This is a genomic window from Metallosphaera yellowstonensis MK1 (assembly GCF_000243315.1).
GTDB classification, from domain to species: Archaea; Thermoproteota; Thermoprotei_A; order Sulfolobales; family Sulfolobaceae; genus Metallosphaera; species Metallosphaera yellowstonensis.
On sequence record NZ_JH597770.1, the window covers coordinates 292740 to 305096 of the forward strand.

Here is a 12357-nt window from a genome sequence, read left to right on the forward strand (position 1 = left end):
TTATCTTCTTCGCGTAATTGTAAGTAATGCTCTGTCTTTGTAACGGCGAAACATGGAAAACATAGAACACGCGTTTTGAGCCCCTACTCCAGTTGAGCGTGTAGATACAAATCCCGTTTTCACAAACATCATTTCTGGTGAATATTCGCTTAGCACTTTTATAGCCTCAGTAAACCTAACTCCAGATTCTAAAAGTAGTCTGAACAATAGCTCAACTCTGGTTCCTTTTACCTTTTCAGCCCACTGTCTAATCTGGTCTACTGACGGTACCTTTAAATCCACGCCCGATTTCTTCGTCTTTTATCGCTTTCCACTTCTCTATATCGCCCTTCCAGTTATAGTACTTCTTCCACGCTAAGATAGAACCCTTATTATTAGTGTCTAATTGCTTACGCAAATAATTTGTATATTGTTTGCAAGTTTCACGTGAAACTTTCTTTATACAATCGTTATAAAATGTAAATAGTTCAACTTCAGACGGCAAATTTTCATTTGCTTTAGAATGCGTTTTCTCTTCCTTCATTATTCTAACTGACGTATCTGTAATGATAGATTCACGTGGGATTTTAGGGGGTTTATCCCCTAAATAGGGCTTTGGCCCCTGGGACCTGGGTTCGAATCCCAGCCCGGCTACCTTAGTGGGGGATTCCCCCACACCCCCGATGTTAACGTATGTCTCAATTATCTTATCTAAAGGTGCAATGTAATTATGCCTTTGCTTACCACCATCATCCTTCTCTATGGAGTAAACATAATACTTTCCTTTGATCTCTTTTACATAGAATTTAGAATTGACGTAAAAAGAAGGCATTTTAAGAATGTTAAGTAACGGGGGTTTAAATACTCATTCTAATAGAATATCGAAAAATCAGTTGAAAGAAGACGGTAAAAAGTCCACACTTATACGAAAAACTGAATTTCATGGAAACTGCTGCAGTCAGAAAATTCAAAGCGAACTGAGGAATTCGTCGCTTATTAAAAACACACGCCCATGGCGTCGTATCAGATAGTAAACGCCCGGCGGGAATTTCTTATTATTATATATGAAATATCGCCCGTCGCCCCTCGTAACATTGACGCCGTTCGATTTTAGTTCGCCGTTCGCCTTAAACCACACCCAACCTATTATCTCAAAATCTTTGTACTTCACCATAATGTTTTTCCCCTTTGGAACTCTAAGAACGATTGGTAAAATCCTCGGAGGGTAACTCTTAGCTCCATTAAGTTCTTCCAGTACTCTAGAGGAATAAGATAGTATTCGCTCTTAGCATCCCTCTCAAACTTATCCTTCTTAATCTTGTTCTGTCTCTCAAGATTCAAAATTTGTAGTGCTGATATACACTTGAGCTTATCCTCAGCATCTGAGTAGTGCAAGAAGAATACCCGCCCTAATACATTATACTTCTTTGCAGTCTCGACTTTAACGCTAAGGATAGCGTATACGCTTTCGCCGTATCTCTCTTTGCTTTGCTCTTCAGTCCATGAACTTCCGGTTATATCAATCCATAAGAGCGGATAGTATTGCTCCTTAGATTTCACGTATAAAGTTAAATCGTATTTATCGTCCAACCCTTTGTAATATTGTTCATTTATTACATTCGTTAAAGTCCCGACTCCAGTAGGCCGAAGATATACGTCAAAATTCAATAGGCCTTTCTTATGCCATTGAGCTAGCTTTATCAGTAATTTGCCTAAAACTAGGTACTCTCTTCCTAACCCCGCTGTTGGAAGAATGTAATCTTCTTGTTGATTCCCCCAATACTTAAGCTTAAAAGAATCAGCAGTCATTGCTCCCGCCTCGTGTGTGCGTCCAGTATCTTCTCTATCTCTTCCCTTTCGTTTTCCTCCTCATCTTGCTCTACTTTTTCTTTTTTCGCATTCAGAGAAACTAGTTTGTGCTCTTTTTCGTCGTATGTACATATTTCCTGAGCCTCGCATATTTTGCGTGTTAATTTCATTATTGGAATTGCCCTAGTATACGAAATCTCGAATTGAAGCATTATATCGTATACGTCCAGTTCACCTTTCGCCTGCAGTATTTTGACTAGTAGTTTGGCCCTTTGGACGTCATTCAGTTTGTTTAGTCTGGTTTGAGACACCTATCTCACCTCTATCTCTCATCTATCTCACACAGATATTAAACTTTTCTGTCTTTCTTATTATCGCTCTACCGTGTCTTCTTTTTTGCCTGGTTTGTTTCTTCATGACGTGCCAAAAAGCAGAGTTGTTAGTTTTATTTGAGTATATTATAGATGAATGCAATAAAACAAAAACTAAAGATGAATGTATGAAAATACTAGAAGAGCTGAGGGGAAAAATCAAACGTAATGCGAAACTCGACTTCCTGAATGAACTCATGTAGTTTTCTCTCTCTCATCTATCTCTCACCTCTCTCACTGGACTAAAAACTAAAACTAAAAAAGGGTATAAAACACGGTTTGTATAATGCTGGGGAGGGGGAAGTATAGTTTTAGTTTTTAGTTTTGTAAGTCAAGAGAGTGTTGAGAGTGTAGAGAGATAAGAGAGAAAAAGTTAGCTTTTTAGCAAGTCTTCTATCCTTCTTCTCACTGCATCCGCTACAAACTCAGTCCTAGACCTATATCCCCCTTTATGCTCTGCTAATATCATATCTATCATGTCTACTAGTTCTTTTGGTATCTGAACGGTCACATAATCCGATGAGCCTTTAGAGCGTGGCATACTCTATCTATATATCATCATCACGTATATAGTAATGAAACTAGTGAGAGATAGGTGAGAGATAGCTATGTCAAACAAAAGAGAAAGCTTTATTATTATAGAGAGATAGGTGAGAGATAGATGAGATAGATGGTCGAGTCCACGACCCGAAACCCCCATCAGGGGGCAATAGTGGAAAAGGTAACAAAATGGATTGGGTCCCCATCTTTTTTTGAGGTCCTCCAAAAACACATGACAATAGGGCCTACGTTCTCGATAGAGGCCCTCAGCACATTCGAGAGGGACCCAATTTTGAAGACCCTCATGGTGGCACGGGGGTACGCCAAAATGGCAGGGAAGTTACTGCCTCTAACGGTGACGATATCCAGTGACGTCACAATCAGAATCGGCCTGATAAAAGCAGTGATACCCTTAGAGGAGGTGGAATAGAATGAGGATCATCACGGTGAAGATAGACGAATATCTTTATGAAGAACTCCAGCTCCATAGTATAAACCAACATCGGTCCATGTCCTCAATCATTCGTGACGCCCTGATGCGATATTTGGAGGCTGAGGAGGAATGAACATCAGGAGCTTATATCGGATTTCGTGGGCTTTAGAGAGTTTGTTAAAAGACGTCGTAGATGGCGATCTTAATGACGAGACTGAGGTCCTAGAGGTACTAATTGACGCTAAGCGGGTGTGTGACATGTTGAGCCAGGAACTAGGCAATTATATCAAGAGGATGGCAAAAGGCGAGGCATGATGCTGGCCGAAATAGTAGCGTTCTACGGCTTTCAGTTCACCGATTTCCTTACCACATGGTTAGGTTTGAGGGCTGGTGCCGCAGAAGTAAACGCTGTAATGAGGCCATTCGTGACCAGTGTACCACGTTTCGTGATCTTCAAGTTTGGTTTGGCCACATTCCTCCTAATTTTCGTCTTCTTGACCGCTCAAGACTGGCTAACGGTCTTGCACCTATCGCCCATGTCAGTCGTTTACATTGACACTATCGTGGAGGGTGCAGTGACTTGCTCAAACATTTACACATTGTGGAGGGTGAAAAAATGACGGAGTCAGGTACTAAAAAGTACCTGAGTAACCATAAGGGTATAATGATTCACGTCTCATTAAAGGAATTAATGCTTTACCACTCTCTCACTCCTGAACAAAAGAAGGTAATTAGGGCGATAGTAAAAACACTAATCTTGAGGCCTGATTTACTTGAGGAGTCGAACTACCTATATCGTTTAATACAGAGTAAAGCCGTATCGTCATATGTCTGTCCTCTCTGCCTAATGCCCTTCAGCTCTTCCGTTAGTTTGAAACAGCACATTCGTTATACTGAGCATATGACGACCTGTCCCGTCTGTCAGAAGGAGTTCGCTAATACGGATTCGGCCCTAGATCATGTTTGCAAAAAACATAACATCTGTGTTGGCTAGGTGATGTCGATGAGAATCCTTAAAATAGTATGGGTTCTCTTCATCCTACTCAACGTTTATGACGTAGTCTTATCAGCCGTGTATTGGCATGAAGGAAATATCTTGGATGAAGAGAACTTCTTTATCTGGATATACTCCGCCAATAATGGAGGTATCATCTCGTTTCGCTTAGCACTTCTAATGGCAATATCGATAAAACTTCTGTTTTTCACCGGGGTCTACTGGTTTACAAGGCTTTTCGACGTCTTGAAGGTAGGTAAGTATAAGTGGCTCTCATTGTTACCGTTTATCGCGTTGTCGATACTAGTAGATGTCAATAACACGCTTATCGTTCTCTACAACTACCCCCCACTGTTTTAAGCCCTTTTTAAAGTCTGATTTTCTCGTTCCGGCAAATGAGGAAGTACCTAGTAATCGGCGTTTCGCTATTTTTGCTAGCTCTAATCTCTCTAAACGTATCTGCAATAACGGCAAGTCAATTGGGGGCGAACCAGATAGTAAATACCGTTAACAACTCAACGGATTGGGCCGGCGTGGCGTACTCCGTCGAGTGGTGGACAGATGGAATTTTCAACCACTGGGGGCCAGTACTGTCGGCCAGTGACTACATTTACGTCGGAAATCTTTCGCTAGCTTACGTTTCAACGCCAGGCTATTCCTATCCTGACGAGGTGGCCATATGGGTCGGGCTTAGCCCCGCAAAAATCGGATACGACTACGGTGCCTCATCTGGTCAAGAACAGAGTAGCTTCGTACAGGCCGGATATATTATAGGTATAACATCGAGTAATAGCTACTACATTCTGTATTTCGTATTTACTATCGACAACGGAAATATATTGAACGACTATGAAACATATGTACCCGCCGTGGCTGGGGTGACTCATCTCGATGTGTCCTTAAGTAATCTTGAAAACGGAACCGCAATGGCTCAGTTTTTCGTATTTTACTCCAATGGGGCAACTTGGACTACAAAAGTATATGAATCTATACCGTGGACTCATACAGGTGCGGCCATGAGCATAGTCGAGGCCCCTGAATCATCCTCCGGATTCCGTTATGAGTTACCATATCTGTCCGGCGGAATGATAAACTTCAATTTCGAATATATCGGCCAAGATGGGAACGAACATGTCGGGCCTAGTACTAATCCCTCGGGCACAATATACGCGGACGTCTACCAACTCGGTTCGTCCTCAGCTTACAACGGTGCTTTTGCCGAAATATACAACGGATGGCCCTATAGTAGTTATGGTGGCTGGAACTACCTATACCAATTCACCTATTCCTGGTTAGGCGATACAACGTACGGCCTATAAGGAAAAGCTTTTTTTTAATTCTTTCCCCTTTGTTTTTGTTATGATAATCAATGTTTCCAACACTACAGCCTTCAACACTACAACCTTCACTACAATCCCCCCGCTTGAAGCAATTCAACCACCTCCTCCGTGGTATGTGCACTATTTACCGGAGTTCCTCATTGCGGCGGGCATCATTTCCACCGCATTAACTTTTTACCTCTCGCCTGAATTGAGGAAGATTTTTAGACGGGCCATTTAAAAAGTCGTTCTCTTTTTCCTCACTCAATGATGTGGCGTATACTAATAATAATGACTTTAGTCCTACTTTCATTACTAATACCGATTTCAGCATTCGTGAGGTTTGGAGGCGGGGGAGGCTTTTCATGGTTCACATACTCGACCACTTTCACGTTTGGGAGTTCATCCTCTACTAGCACGACCACCCAAGTAGTGACGGATCCTGGCTCTAATTGGAACGGTCTCGCATGGTTGGATCCATGCGTCGTCAGCGTTGTGAACACGAACCAACTGGAAGTCTTGCCCGATCAAGCAGACATGAACAATAACGCATCAGTGTCCCTATCAGCGTCAGTGACGGGACTGAACACAACGGTCGTAGTGCCTAGCGGTACATCGGGGAACTACGGTGGATTTGCCATAGGTTATGGTGTCCTATATCCTTCCACTTTTCTAGGGAACTATGGGCCAGCCAGCCCATACGGGAGTTACGGTATCGTAGTTGTACTAGAGCGTGGAGCAATGGCAGACTATCATATCTTCCTATATTATAATGGAGTGGTATGGGGAAACTGGTCAGTAGGGAGTTTCAATACAGGCCAAGACGTAATGTTGGGCTTCGTCTTCAACCCCCCAAACACGGTTAACGTCTACTGGTTTAACGGGACGCTCCACGTGTACAAGGTCTCACCGGTGTACCAAACATCGACAGGGTTCAAGGCCGAAAGTTTGGCCACAGTGACGTCCACTTACACCGTGGATGTAGATACCAGCGTTTCGGACTATGGTGAATGGATCATAGTGAACTATCAGTACATTACTACGACGACTACGACTACTACCACTACTACGACTACAAAATACGCCGTGACGGTGTCGTGGACTGCCGTTACTCTCGGTAACGGTGTTAAGGCCTTATATGCCTTCACGGGAGCCGGGAACCCAGTAAACGTGACAACGAACGCTACATCTTGGAGCGTAGTGAAGATCGAGAGCGTTCAGAACTACAGTGTGTCCGGTAGCCAGTACTCCCTCTCGGGATCAGTGACATACTCAACTGCGCCGAAGGGGATATACCTTCTGACAAACGTATACCCGGGAGGAAACGTTAACGGGTGGTACCTAAACGTCACGATAGAATTCCAGTTCGTGACGCCCAGCCAGACCGTTGACAAAAACGTCACGGTCCCAGTCTTTGTCAGTGCTTTCGCCGTTTCCGTCTACGTCACGCCCCCAGCGTCTTCATATTTGAGCGGGCAAACGATTAGCGTAACAAACTCCACGGCCGTGAATTTCCCCTCCAACTTAGGATACCAGCTGTTAAGTCAGCCAAAGTCTGAAATAGACATTCAGGGCCTCACTAACGGCTTTGTACCGTTACCTTATTCTACTACAGTGAACGTTATAGCGCAAACAACATATTATTACGTGATAAACATAGAACTCGGTCAAGTCTCTCTAGGTTCTCTTACGGGCTTAATCACCGTATATCCTACCAGCCAGTTCCCGATAATATTCGTCTCACAATATCCCGCATCAGTGACAGCAGGGACTAGGGTCACTATCACTTTCCAATTCACCCTAAACACGCCCGTCAGTAACACGACTATGTCAGCGTTTACACAGACGACTACTACTTTCGCATGGACTTACGCCTCTTTTGTGTCTTCAACTAGTCTAGTGGAGTTCAAGGGAAGTTGGAGTTCAGCGAACGATGGTTTCATCATTATCACAAGGAGTCAAAACTATCTACTGCCGTTTAACGGAAGTGCTGGTCTCAGCTTTGTCAATAACAGCGTCAATAGCCTGAAGTTTCAGGTAAACGGTCTAGGGCGGATATTAGTAAGTAATAGTCAGGGTCAGGTTATAGAGATCTCAAATACTACGGACATGATAGGGTTAGGTTTCTATTACGGTGCGGGCAAACTAACGCTTAATTGGTTCTTTGCGGATGGCATAATATTGCAATCGGCCACAGCTGGACAGGCGTATACAATCTTAACGGGTACAAGTCTGAGCACGTTGACCCAGTATACATACGGATACACAAATGGGACAGGGTTCGGCCAGGTGACCGTGACGCTGGCAGATGAGCCGTATGAGTTGATAGAAATCTATTGGGCCGGTCTACAGAAATACGCCATTCTGAACATAAGCGTCACTCAGCCTACCACGTCTACGACTACCACTATCAATAGCTCCACAATTAACTACAACTATACTCAGCCCTTCCATAACAATATATCGCCTACCAGCAGTTTGTTCAACTTCAGCGGAGCCCAGCCGTGGGCCACACTGGTAGGGATAGTTATAGCGGTAGTTACGGCACTGTTGGGCTGGAAATTCGGTGGGAAGTCTGGTGCGTCAGGAGGCGCTGTGATGGGTTTAATTCTTGTGAGCTATCTGGGGCTTATGCCGTGGTACATTTTCTACGTCTTCATATTTGGCATCGCAATGCTGATAGCGAAAATATTCGTAGACCGTTTCATGGGGAGTGAAGAATGACAGACGCCATTAGTTTGGCATTAAGCACGGGCTTAGGCCCAGTAGTGGCCATCATTATAATCCTTATAATGATGGGGCTGACATACAAAATCGTAGGGAGGACGCCATCTATTGTGACAGGAATAGCGTCAATCTTTGCCTTAATGTTCCTAGACTTTATACCCCTGTATTGGGGTCTCGCTATCATATTTGCGTTAATCGCAGGAATGATATTGTCAGGAGGTGAGCTAAATGGGGACTAAACTCATCGTATATGTCCTATTCTTTGACATATTTCTTGCCTTAATGGCGGGGGCTTATTCAGGTTTGTCGGCTCCAAGTATCCCCGCTACCCCGTCATATACCTCAGCGGTGAACCTGGCATCGTCGATAGTATGGAGTGCAGGGATACCGTCAATCACCCTAGTACCCTCGTTCTCGATACTAGGGACCACAGTGCCAAGTATAACCATCCCGTCCATAACGTTCTTCAGCATATCGTTCTCATGGCTGGCCCCCGTCATCTACGTGTTCGACTGGATCATCTGGACATTCGTGACCATTGCGTCAGTCATGGGGTATCTACTGTCGATATTCACAGGGAGCGTCTCTCTCTTGGCCTCTGTGCCTGTGGTAGGGCCGTTCCTAACAGCTTTCACATTAATTATCAATTTCATCTTGATTTGGGAACTTGTGAAGTTGATAAGGGGGTACGGGCCATGAATGAGTACAATGCAAATGAGATTAGGGCCAAAATACTTAGGAAGAAGATACTACAGCTGTTAGCGGAAAACTATGTACTGTCAGCGTCACTAATCTCTCATACGCTCCTCCTGAGTTACGCCACGGTCCTAAGACACCTGAGAGTGCTAAATCAGGAGGGATACGTAGAGCTATACAAAGAAGGGCGTATATTGTTTGCAAAAATCAAAGATAACGCTAAGCAAATTCAGATTCTGAATTCAGAACTGGAGCGTCTTATAAACCCTACCACTGACACGGTGATGAGCCAAAATGTTAGAAAGGCTAAAGGTATCAGGAGTAGCCCTTAAGGTGGTAAGAAATCCAACCAAGTATTTCAGCCAAGAAGTAATAGCAGAAGGCGTTAAAGTCTTCTGGCAGACATGGGATGGTAGAATAATATCTTCAGCTAAGAGGTTTGTAGAGGTTGCCAAAAGTAACCCAAAACTCGTAAAGGGTGAAGGGGCCCTTAATATCGGGGTCTTAATCGGCCTATTTATCTTCATATTGATAGGCATAGTATTGCTCCCTGTCATCACCTCTCAAGTGAGTACCCTAACTAGTGGTACCTCGCCTTCGGTGACTGGAACTAACGCCACCTTGCTGAACCTGGTGCCGTTGTTCTACATCTTAGTCCTCATAATAGTTCCCGCAGTGGTGGCGTACAAGATATACAAAGAGTAAGAGGGGTGAAAACATGGAGGTAGACGTTAAGTCAGTTATTTTTCTAGTTCTTTTCATCCTCATAGGGATAGTACTACTATCGCCGATAGCGGGTTATGTCAACCTCGTGACCACGCCGACCATTAAGGTCGGCAATACCACAGAAGCTAACCCCCAATATGTCGGTTCCTCAAATGCTACCCTCGTAGACCTCGTACCGCTATTCTATATCCTGGTGTTAATTGTCGTGCCGGCCGTCATAGCGTATAAGATGTACCGGGATTGAAGGCCCTTTATAAAGTCAAACTTCTTTTTCCCTCCTAATGACGGCGTTAGGCGATGTAATCTATAGTCTGTCCATTCTCTTCCCTGCCTTAGGTCTCATTTCGAGAAACTACCTAGTTAATTTGATGGGTGCCTTCATAGGAGCTTTGGGGTTTTTAGTTTTCGTCCAGGATTATACAGATATAACGTTCTCTTCATCGACATTTTACTTAGCGATCTTTCCGCTCTTATTGGGACTGGTGAACCTTGGCTATTTCTTCAACTGGGTGAGGGAGGAGCGGATCTAAATGAGGTGGCTGAGAAATGTCACTAGTCCTAAAACCATACGCCCTAGGTTTCGTTTCAATTACGCGGATTATGTCGTATCGATTAAGAGACTCAAAAGAGTGGAAAGGGAAGTTAGCATTATACCCCAGGAACGTAAAGCGATTAGGGTACTCTCTAGTCATGTCAGCTATAGGCGTCTTAGCCTTGGGGGATTGTGCTTTTTGCGTGAACTACGCCGATTACTCACGGGTGATTTAAGGTGAATGATGGAAAACTCGTGTCGATTTGGGAAGAGGAGCTAAGAAAGGCCCAAAGCCTGGAGGAGCTACGGCAGAAGTATGAAGACGCTCAGAAACAGATAGCCGACAGGGAGGTCTTAAGGAAAATTTACAAGGCCTACGAGAAAAGAGAGTTTGAGATAAAGAAGGCACAGTTTGAGCAGTTGAAGGCTGAACTATCTAAGAAGGACAAGAGGTTCAAGAAAGAGAAGATTGACGTCAGGGTTAAGGTAGTTAAGAAGTGGATGAACTCGCGTGTGTTAACCGCTGAGCATTACGTGGCTATGTTACAGCAAAGCCGTGACGGCCTACAGTTTCTCTTCCTGAGGAAAGCGAAACTCGTCGAGAACCAGGGGTACTTGATGTTAGAGAACAGAAAGTTAAGGAAGAGTTGGGTCTTGAACGGTGAACCACTCCTTCTCGAAAGAGGGAAATTCCTATTCGGCAAGAAGTTCGTAGCTGTCCATTTCGTCCTTCCTGACTATCCCTACACTTTGGATCTGACGATAGACGATAAGATTAGACAGCTCACGCTCAAGAACTTGAATGCCCCTCAGATCATGCATTCTATTATAAAGACTAAGTTCTTCGAAGCGTTAGCGAAGGTCGGTGGTGGGCCAGACTATGTCATGTTGGTTATAGGGGCGATAATGGGGATAGGAATCGGGGTGGGCATAGGTTTCGGTATCGCTAACTCGAATCTGACACACCTGTTAGCTCAGCACGTGGCAAATACAACAGTCACGCATTCCCCTGCCGCATCGTCCCCTAGTTTCACGATTCCCAGTAATAGTACAAAGGGGTGACCTGAATGGCTAAGAAGAACGGAACGGAAGTGGAGCAGTTGAAACAGGAAAACGATGTACTGAAGAAAAGGTTAGCGGAGTTAGAGAGCTTACTATATAATAGTAAGGAATTAGGTGGAAAAGATAAGGTTCGAGAGATCGAGAACCCCTACACAGTAACAAACAGAGCAATCGATGAATTGGTAGAACCTAAGGACACCATGTATTATTTGTCGGGGTCTCAGATATCGCTGATTTTGACAGCGTTTGAATTCGCTAGGCTCCCTAGTTATTTTGGGGAAGAACCCGTTGTCGAGTTAGCGGAATTCGGCCACAGACTAGCGCACTATCTGGTAAGTAAGGGCGGAAGAGGGCGTAGGGATATACTCAGGGTTCTGAGAGTCAGTAGTGGCCAGGCAAGGGAAAACGTGAACAAGTCGATATTTAAACAGCTACTTCAGGGAAGGAAGGACTCAGACCTAGAAGGTGGCGAACAATGACAGAGCTACTATGGTTGGCCGAACAAATAATAGATGCATACAAGAACATGGGCTTCGTCAGTGCAGTGATATTTGGCCCACAGGGGACTGGGAAGACTACTTATGCTTTTAAAGTCGCTAGAGATGTTGAATACGCATTACGCGGTTTACAAACAAAAGATGAGGCGTGGAAGTATGTTAAGTACTTCTTCGAGTTACCGGATGCACTTGAGTATATTCAAGAAATTACAGAGAGGGACGAGAGGATACCCTACATCATCTTCGACGACGCCTCAATTTGGCTTTCAAAATACTACTGGTACAAGGATTATATGAAATCGTTCTATTCATATTATGCCCTTATTAGGTCAAGGGTGTCAGCGGTGATTTTCACTACGCCCGCACCTGACGACCTAGCCTATTTCTTGAGAGAGAAAGGATGGTATCAGATAAAGGTAGTATGGAAGAACAAGAAACAGAAAATAGCTGTGGCTATGCTCTATAAAAAGGACTTCTCTAGAAACACAAATGGCCAATTTATTACCAAATCTAAGCATGAAGCTCTAGATTATTACAAAGTAGACCTTCCAAACGACTTTTACCAGGAATATCTGAAAAAGAGAAAAGAGAAAGAATTAGATTTATTGACGCAGATCAAAGTATCACTCAGCAAAAAAGACGTTAAAAGTGACGCAGATTAAGGCTGGAAAA

20 protein-coding genes and 1 pseudogene are annotated in these 12357 nt (G+C 43.9%); 17 read left to right on the forward strand and 4 right to left on the reverse strand.

The features are described 5' to 3' along the window. From METMK1DRAFT_RS20165 to METMK1DRAFT_RS12350, 4 genes and pseudogenes are all read right to left on the reverse strand, one after another. Positions 1-282 (reverse strand): annotated as a pseudogene (locus tag METMK1DRAFT_RS20165) (integrase); the annotation flags it as partial. Beyond that, the gene (locus METMK1DRAFT_RS19250) at positions 248-811 is read right to left on the reverse strand and encodes a putative integrase (RefSeq protein ID WP_009074643.1); all 564 of its coding nucleotides are present in this window, start codon (positions 809-811) and stop codon (positions 248-250) included. The pseudogene METMK1DRAFT_RS20165 and the gene METMK1DRAFT_RS19250, both read right to left, overlap by 35 nt. A 335-nt stretch (positions 812-1146) precedes the next feature. Continuing rightward, positions 1147-1788 carry a nuclease gene (locus tag METMK1DRAFT_RS12345; protein WP_009074647.1) on the reverse strand — a complete coding sequence of 214 codons (642 nt, stop codon included), beginning with the start codon at positions 1786-1788 and terminating at the stop codon, positions 1147-1149. Next, a complete protein-coding gene (locus tag METMK1DRAFT_RS12350) occupies positions 1785-2099 on the reverse strand; it encodes an F-112 protein (RefSeq protein WP_009074649.1) in 315 nt (104 codons plus the stop codon). The genes METMK1DRAFT_RS12345 and METMK1DRAFT_RS12350 overlap by 4 nt, the downstream gene beginning before the upstream one ends. A gap of 730 nt (positions 2100-2829) precedes the next feature. Between METMK1DRAFT_RS12350 and METMK1DRAFT_RS12360 the strand changes: the two genes are divergently transcribed. From METMK1DRAFT_RS12360 to METMK1DRAFT_RS12445, 17 genes are all read left to right on the forward strand, one after another. Then, positions 2830-3129 carry a hypothetical protein gene (locus METMK1DRAFT_RS12360; RefSeq protein ID WP_009074655.1) on the forward strand — a complete coding sequence of 100 codons (300 nt, stop codon included), beginning with the start codon at positions 2830-2832 and terminating at the stop codon, positions 3127-3129. A gap of 1 nt (position 3130) precedes the next feature. Continuing rightward, on the forward strand, positions 3131-3265 hold the full coding sequence (locus METMK1DRAFT_RS12365) for a ribbon-helix-helix protein, CopG family (RefSeq protein WP_009074656.1): 135 nt from the start codon (positions 3131-3133) through the stop codon (positions 3263-3265). Between the two features lie 41 nt (positions 3266-3306). Beyond that, complete coding sequence (locus METMK1DRAFT_RS12370; protein ID WP_245544643.1) at positions 3307-3447, forward strand: hypothetical protein; 141 nt, start codon at positions 3307-3309, stop codon at positions 3445-3447. After that, the gene (locus tag METMK1DRAFT_RS12375; protein ID WP_009074661.1) at positions 3444-3752 is read left to right on the forward strand and encodes a DUF5658 family protein; all 309 of its coding nucleotides are present in this window, start codon (positions 3444-3446) and stop codon (positions 3750-3752) included. The genes METMK1DRAFT_RS12370 and METMK1DRAFT_RS12375 overlap by 4 nt, the downstream gene beginning before the upstream one ends. Beyond that, on the forward strand, positions 3749-4126 hold the full coding sequence (locus tag METMK1DRAFT_RS12380) for a C2H2-type zinc finger protein (protein WP_009074663.1): 378 nt from the start codon (positions 3749-3751) through the stop codon (positions 4124-4126). The genes METMK1DRAFT_RS12375 and METMK1DRAFT_RS12380 overlap by 4 nt, the downstream gene beginning before the upstream one ends. A gap of 9 nt (positions 4127-4135) precedes the next feature. Then, the gene (locus METMK1DRAFT_RS12385) at positions 4136-4486 is read left to right on the forward strand and encodes a hypothetical protein (RefSeq protein ID WP_009074666.1); all 351 of its coding nucleotides are present in this window, start codon (positions 4136-4138) and stop codon (positions 4484-4486) included. Between the two features lie 35 nt (positions 4487-4521). After that, the gene (locus METMK1DRAFT_RS12390) at positions 4522-5445 is read left to right on the forward strand and encodes a hypothetical protein (RefSeq protein WP_009074669.1); all 924 of its coding nucleotides are present in this window, start codon (positions 4522-4524) and stop codon (positions 5443-5445) included. 267 nt (positions 5446-5712) lie between these two features. Continuing rightward, the gene (locus METMK1DRAFT_RS12400) at positions 5713-8169 is read left to right on the forward strand and encodes a hypothetical protein (protein WP_009074673.1); all 2457 of its coding nucleotides are present in this window, start codon (positions 5713-5715) and stop codon (positions 8167-8169) included. After that, positions 8166-8411 (forward strand): hypothetical protein, encoded by a 246-nt coding sequence (locus METMK1DRAFT_RS12405; protein WP_009074676.1) that lies wholly within the window; start codon positions 8166-8168, stop codon positions 8409-8411. Before METMK1DRAFT_RS12400 ends, METMK1DRAFT_RS12405 begins: the two co-directional genes overlap by 4 nt. Next, the gene (locus METMK1DRAFT_RS12410) at positions 8401-8871 is read left to right on the forward strand and encodes a C166 family protein (protein WP_009074678.1); all 471 of its coding nucleotides are present in this window, start codon (positions 8401-8403) and stop codon (positions 8869-8871) included. The genes METMK1DRAFT_RS12405 and METMK1DRAFT_RS12410 overlap by 11 nt, the downstream gene beginning before the upstream one ends. Beyond that, on the forward strand, positions 8868-9200 hold the full coding sequence (locus METMK1DRAFT_RS12415; RefSeq protein ID WP_009074680.1) for a transcriptional regulator: 333 nt from the start codon (positions 8868-8870) through the stop codon (positions 9198-9200). The genes METMK1DRAFT_RS12410 and METMK1DRAFT_RS12415 overlap by 4 nt, the downstream gene beginning before the upstream one ends. Continuing rightward, a complete protein-coding gene (locus METMK1DRAFT_RS12420; RefSeq protein WP_009074682.1) occupies positions 9163-9573 on the forward strand; it encodes a V1/V3 family capsid protein in 411 nt (136 codons plus the stop codon). The genes METMK1DRAFT_RS12415 and METMK1DRAFT_RS12420 overlap by 38 nt, the downstream gene beginning before the upstream one ends. Before the next feature lie 13 nt (positions 9574-9586). Beyond that, positions 9587-9838: a V1/V3 family capsid protein gene (locus METMK1DRAFT_RS12425; protein ID WP_009074683.1), complete on the forward strand. Its 252-nt coding sequence runs from the start codon at positions 9587-9589 to the stop codon at positions 9836-9838. 37 nt (positions 9839-9875) lie between these two features. Continuing rightward, positions 9876-10124: a DUF5493 family protein gene (locus METMK1DRAFT_RS12430; protein WP_009074685.1), complete on the forward strand. Its 249-nt coding sequence runs from the start codon at positions 9876-9878 to the stop codon at positions 10122-10124. Positions 10125-10363: 239 nt separating this feature from the next. Continuing rightward, complete coding sequence (locus tag METMK1DRAFT_RS12435; RefSeq protein WP_009074689.1) at positions 10364-11188, forward strand: B277 family protein; 825 nt, start codon at positions 10364-10366, stop codon at positions 11186-11188. Positions 11189-11193: 5 nt separating this feature from the next. Continuing rightward, positions 11194-11667, forward strand: a complete 474-nt coding sequence (locus METMK1DRAFT_RS12440; RefSeq protein ID WP_009074692.1) for a hypothetical protein — start codon at positions 11194-11196, stop codon at positions 11665-11667. Continuing rightward, positions 11664-12347: a hypothetical protein gene (locus METMK1DRAFT_RS12445; protein ID WP_009074694.1), complete on the forward strand. Its 684-nt coding sequence runs from the start codon at positions 11664-11666 to the stop codon at positions 12345-12347. The genes METMK1DRAFT_RS12440 and METMK1DRAFT_RS12445 overlap by 4 nt, the downstream gene beginning before the upstream one ends. The last annotated feature ends 10 nt before the right edge of the window (positions 12348-12357 follow it).

Coding starts and splice junctions, on each gene's coding strand:
- METMK1DRAFT_RS12445 (WP_009074694.1), top strand. CDS start 11,664: ATGACAGAGCTACTATGGTTGGCCGAACAAATAATAGATGCATACAAG.
- METMK1DRAFT_RS19250 (WP_009074643.1), bottom strand. CDS start 811: ATGCCTTCTTTTTACGTCAATTCTAAATTCTATGTAAAAGAGATCAAA.
- METMK1DRAFT_RS12415 (WP_009074680.1), top strand. CDS start 8,868: ATGAATGAGTACAATGCAAATGAGATTAGGGCCAAAATACTTAGGAAG.
- METMK1DRAFT_RS12360 (WP_009074655.1), top strand. CDS start 2,830: ATGGTCGAGTCCACGACCCGAAACCCCCATCAGGGGGCAATAGTGGAA.
- METMK1DRAFT_RS12440 (WP_009074692.1), top strand. CDS start 11,194: ATGGCTAAGAAGAACGGAACGGAAGTGGAGCAGTTGAAACAGGAAAAC.
- METMK1DRAFT_RS12400 (WP_009074673.1), top strand. CDS start 5,713: ATGATGTGGCGTATACTAATAATAATGACTTTAGTCCTACTTTCATTA.
- METMK1DRAFT_RS12345 (WP_009074647.1), bottom strand. CDS start 1,788: ATGACTGCTGATTCTTTTAAGCTTAAGTATTGGGGGAATCAACAAGAA.
- METMK1DRAFT_RS12420 (WP_009074682.1), top strand. CDS start 9,163: ATGTTAGAAAGGCTAAAGGTATCAGGAGTAGCCCTTAAGGTGGTAAGA.
- METMK1DRAFT_RS12425 (WP_009074683.1), top strand. CDS start 9,587: ATGGAGGTAGACGTTAAGTCAGTTATTTTTCTAGTTCTTTTCATCCTC.
- METMK1DRAFT_RS12365 (WP_009074656.1), top strand. CDS start 3,131: ATGAGGATCATCACGGTGAAGATAGACGAATATCTTTATGAAGAACTC.
- METMK1DRAFT_RS12380 (WP_009074663.1), top strand. CDS start 3,749: ATGACGGAGTCAGGTACTAAAAAGTACCTGAGTAACCATAAGGGTATA.
- METMK1DRAFT_RS12405 (WP_009074676.1), top strand. CDS start 8,166: ATGACAGACGCCATTAGTTTGGCATTAAGCACGGGCTTAGGCCCAGTA.
- METMK1DRAFT_RS12375 (WP_009074661.1), top strand. CDS start 3,444: ATGATGCTGGCCGAAATAGTAGCGTTCTACGGCTTTCAGTTCACCGAT.
- METMK1DRAFT_RS12390 (WP_009074669.1), top strand. CDS start 4,522: ATGAGGAAGTACCTAGTAATCGGCGTTTCGCTATTTTTGCTAGCTCTA.
- METMK1DRAFT_RS12385 (WP_009074666.1), top strand. CDS start 4,136: ATGAGAATCCTTAAAATAGTATGGGTTCTCTTCATCCTACTCAACGTT.
- METMK1DRAFT_RS12430 (WP_009074685.1), top strand. CDS start 9,876: ATGACGGCGTTAGGCGATGTAATCTATAGTCTGTCCATTCTCTTCCCT.
- METMK1DRAFT_RS12410 (WP_009074678.1), top strand. CDS start 8,401: ATGGGGACTAAACTCATCGTATATGTCCTATTCTTTGACATATTTCTT.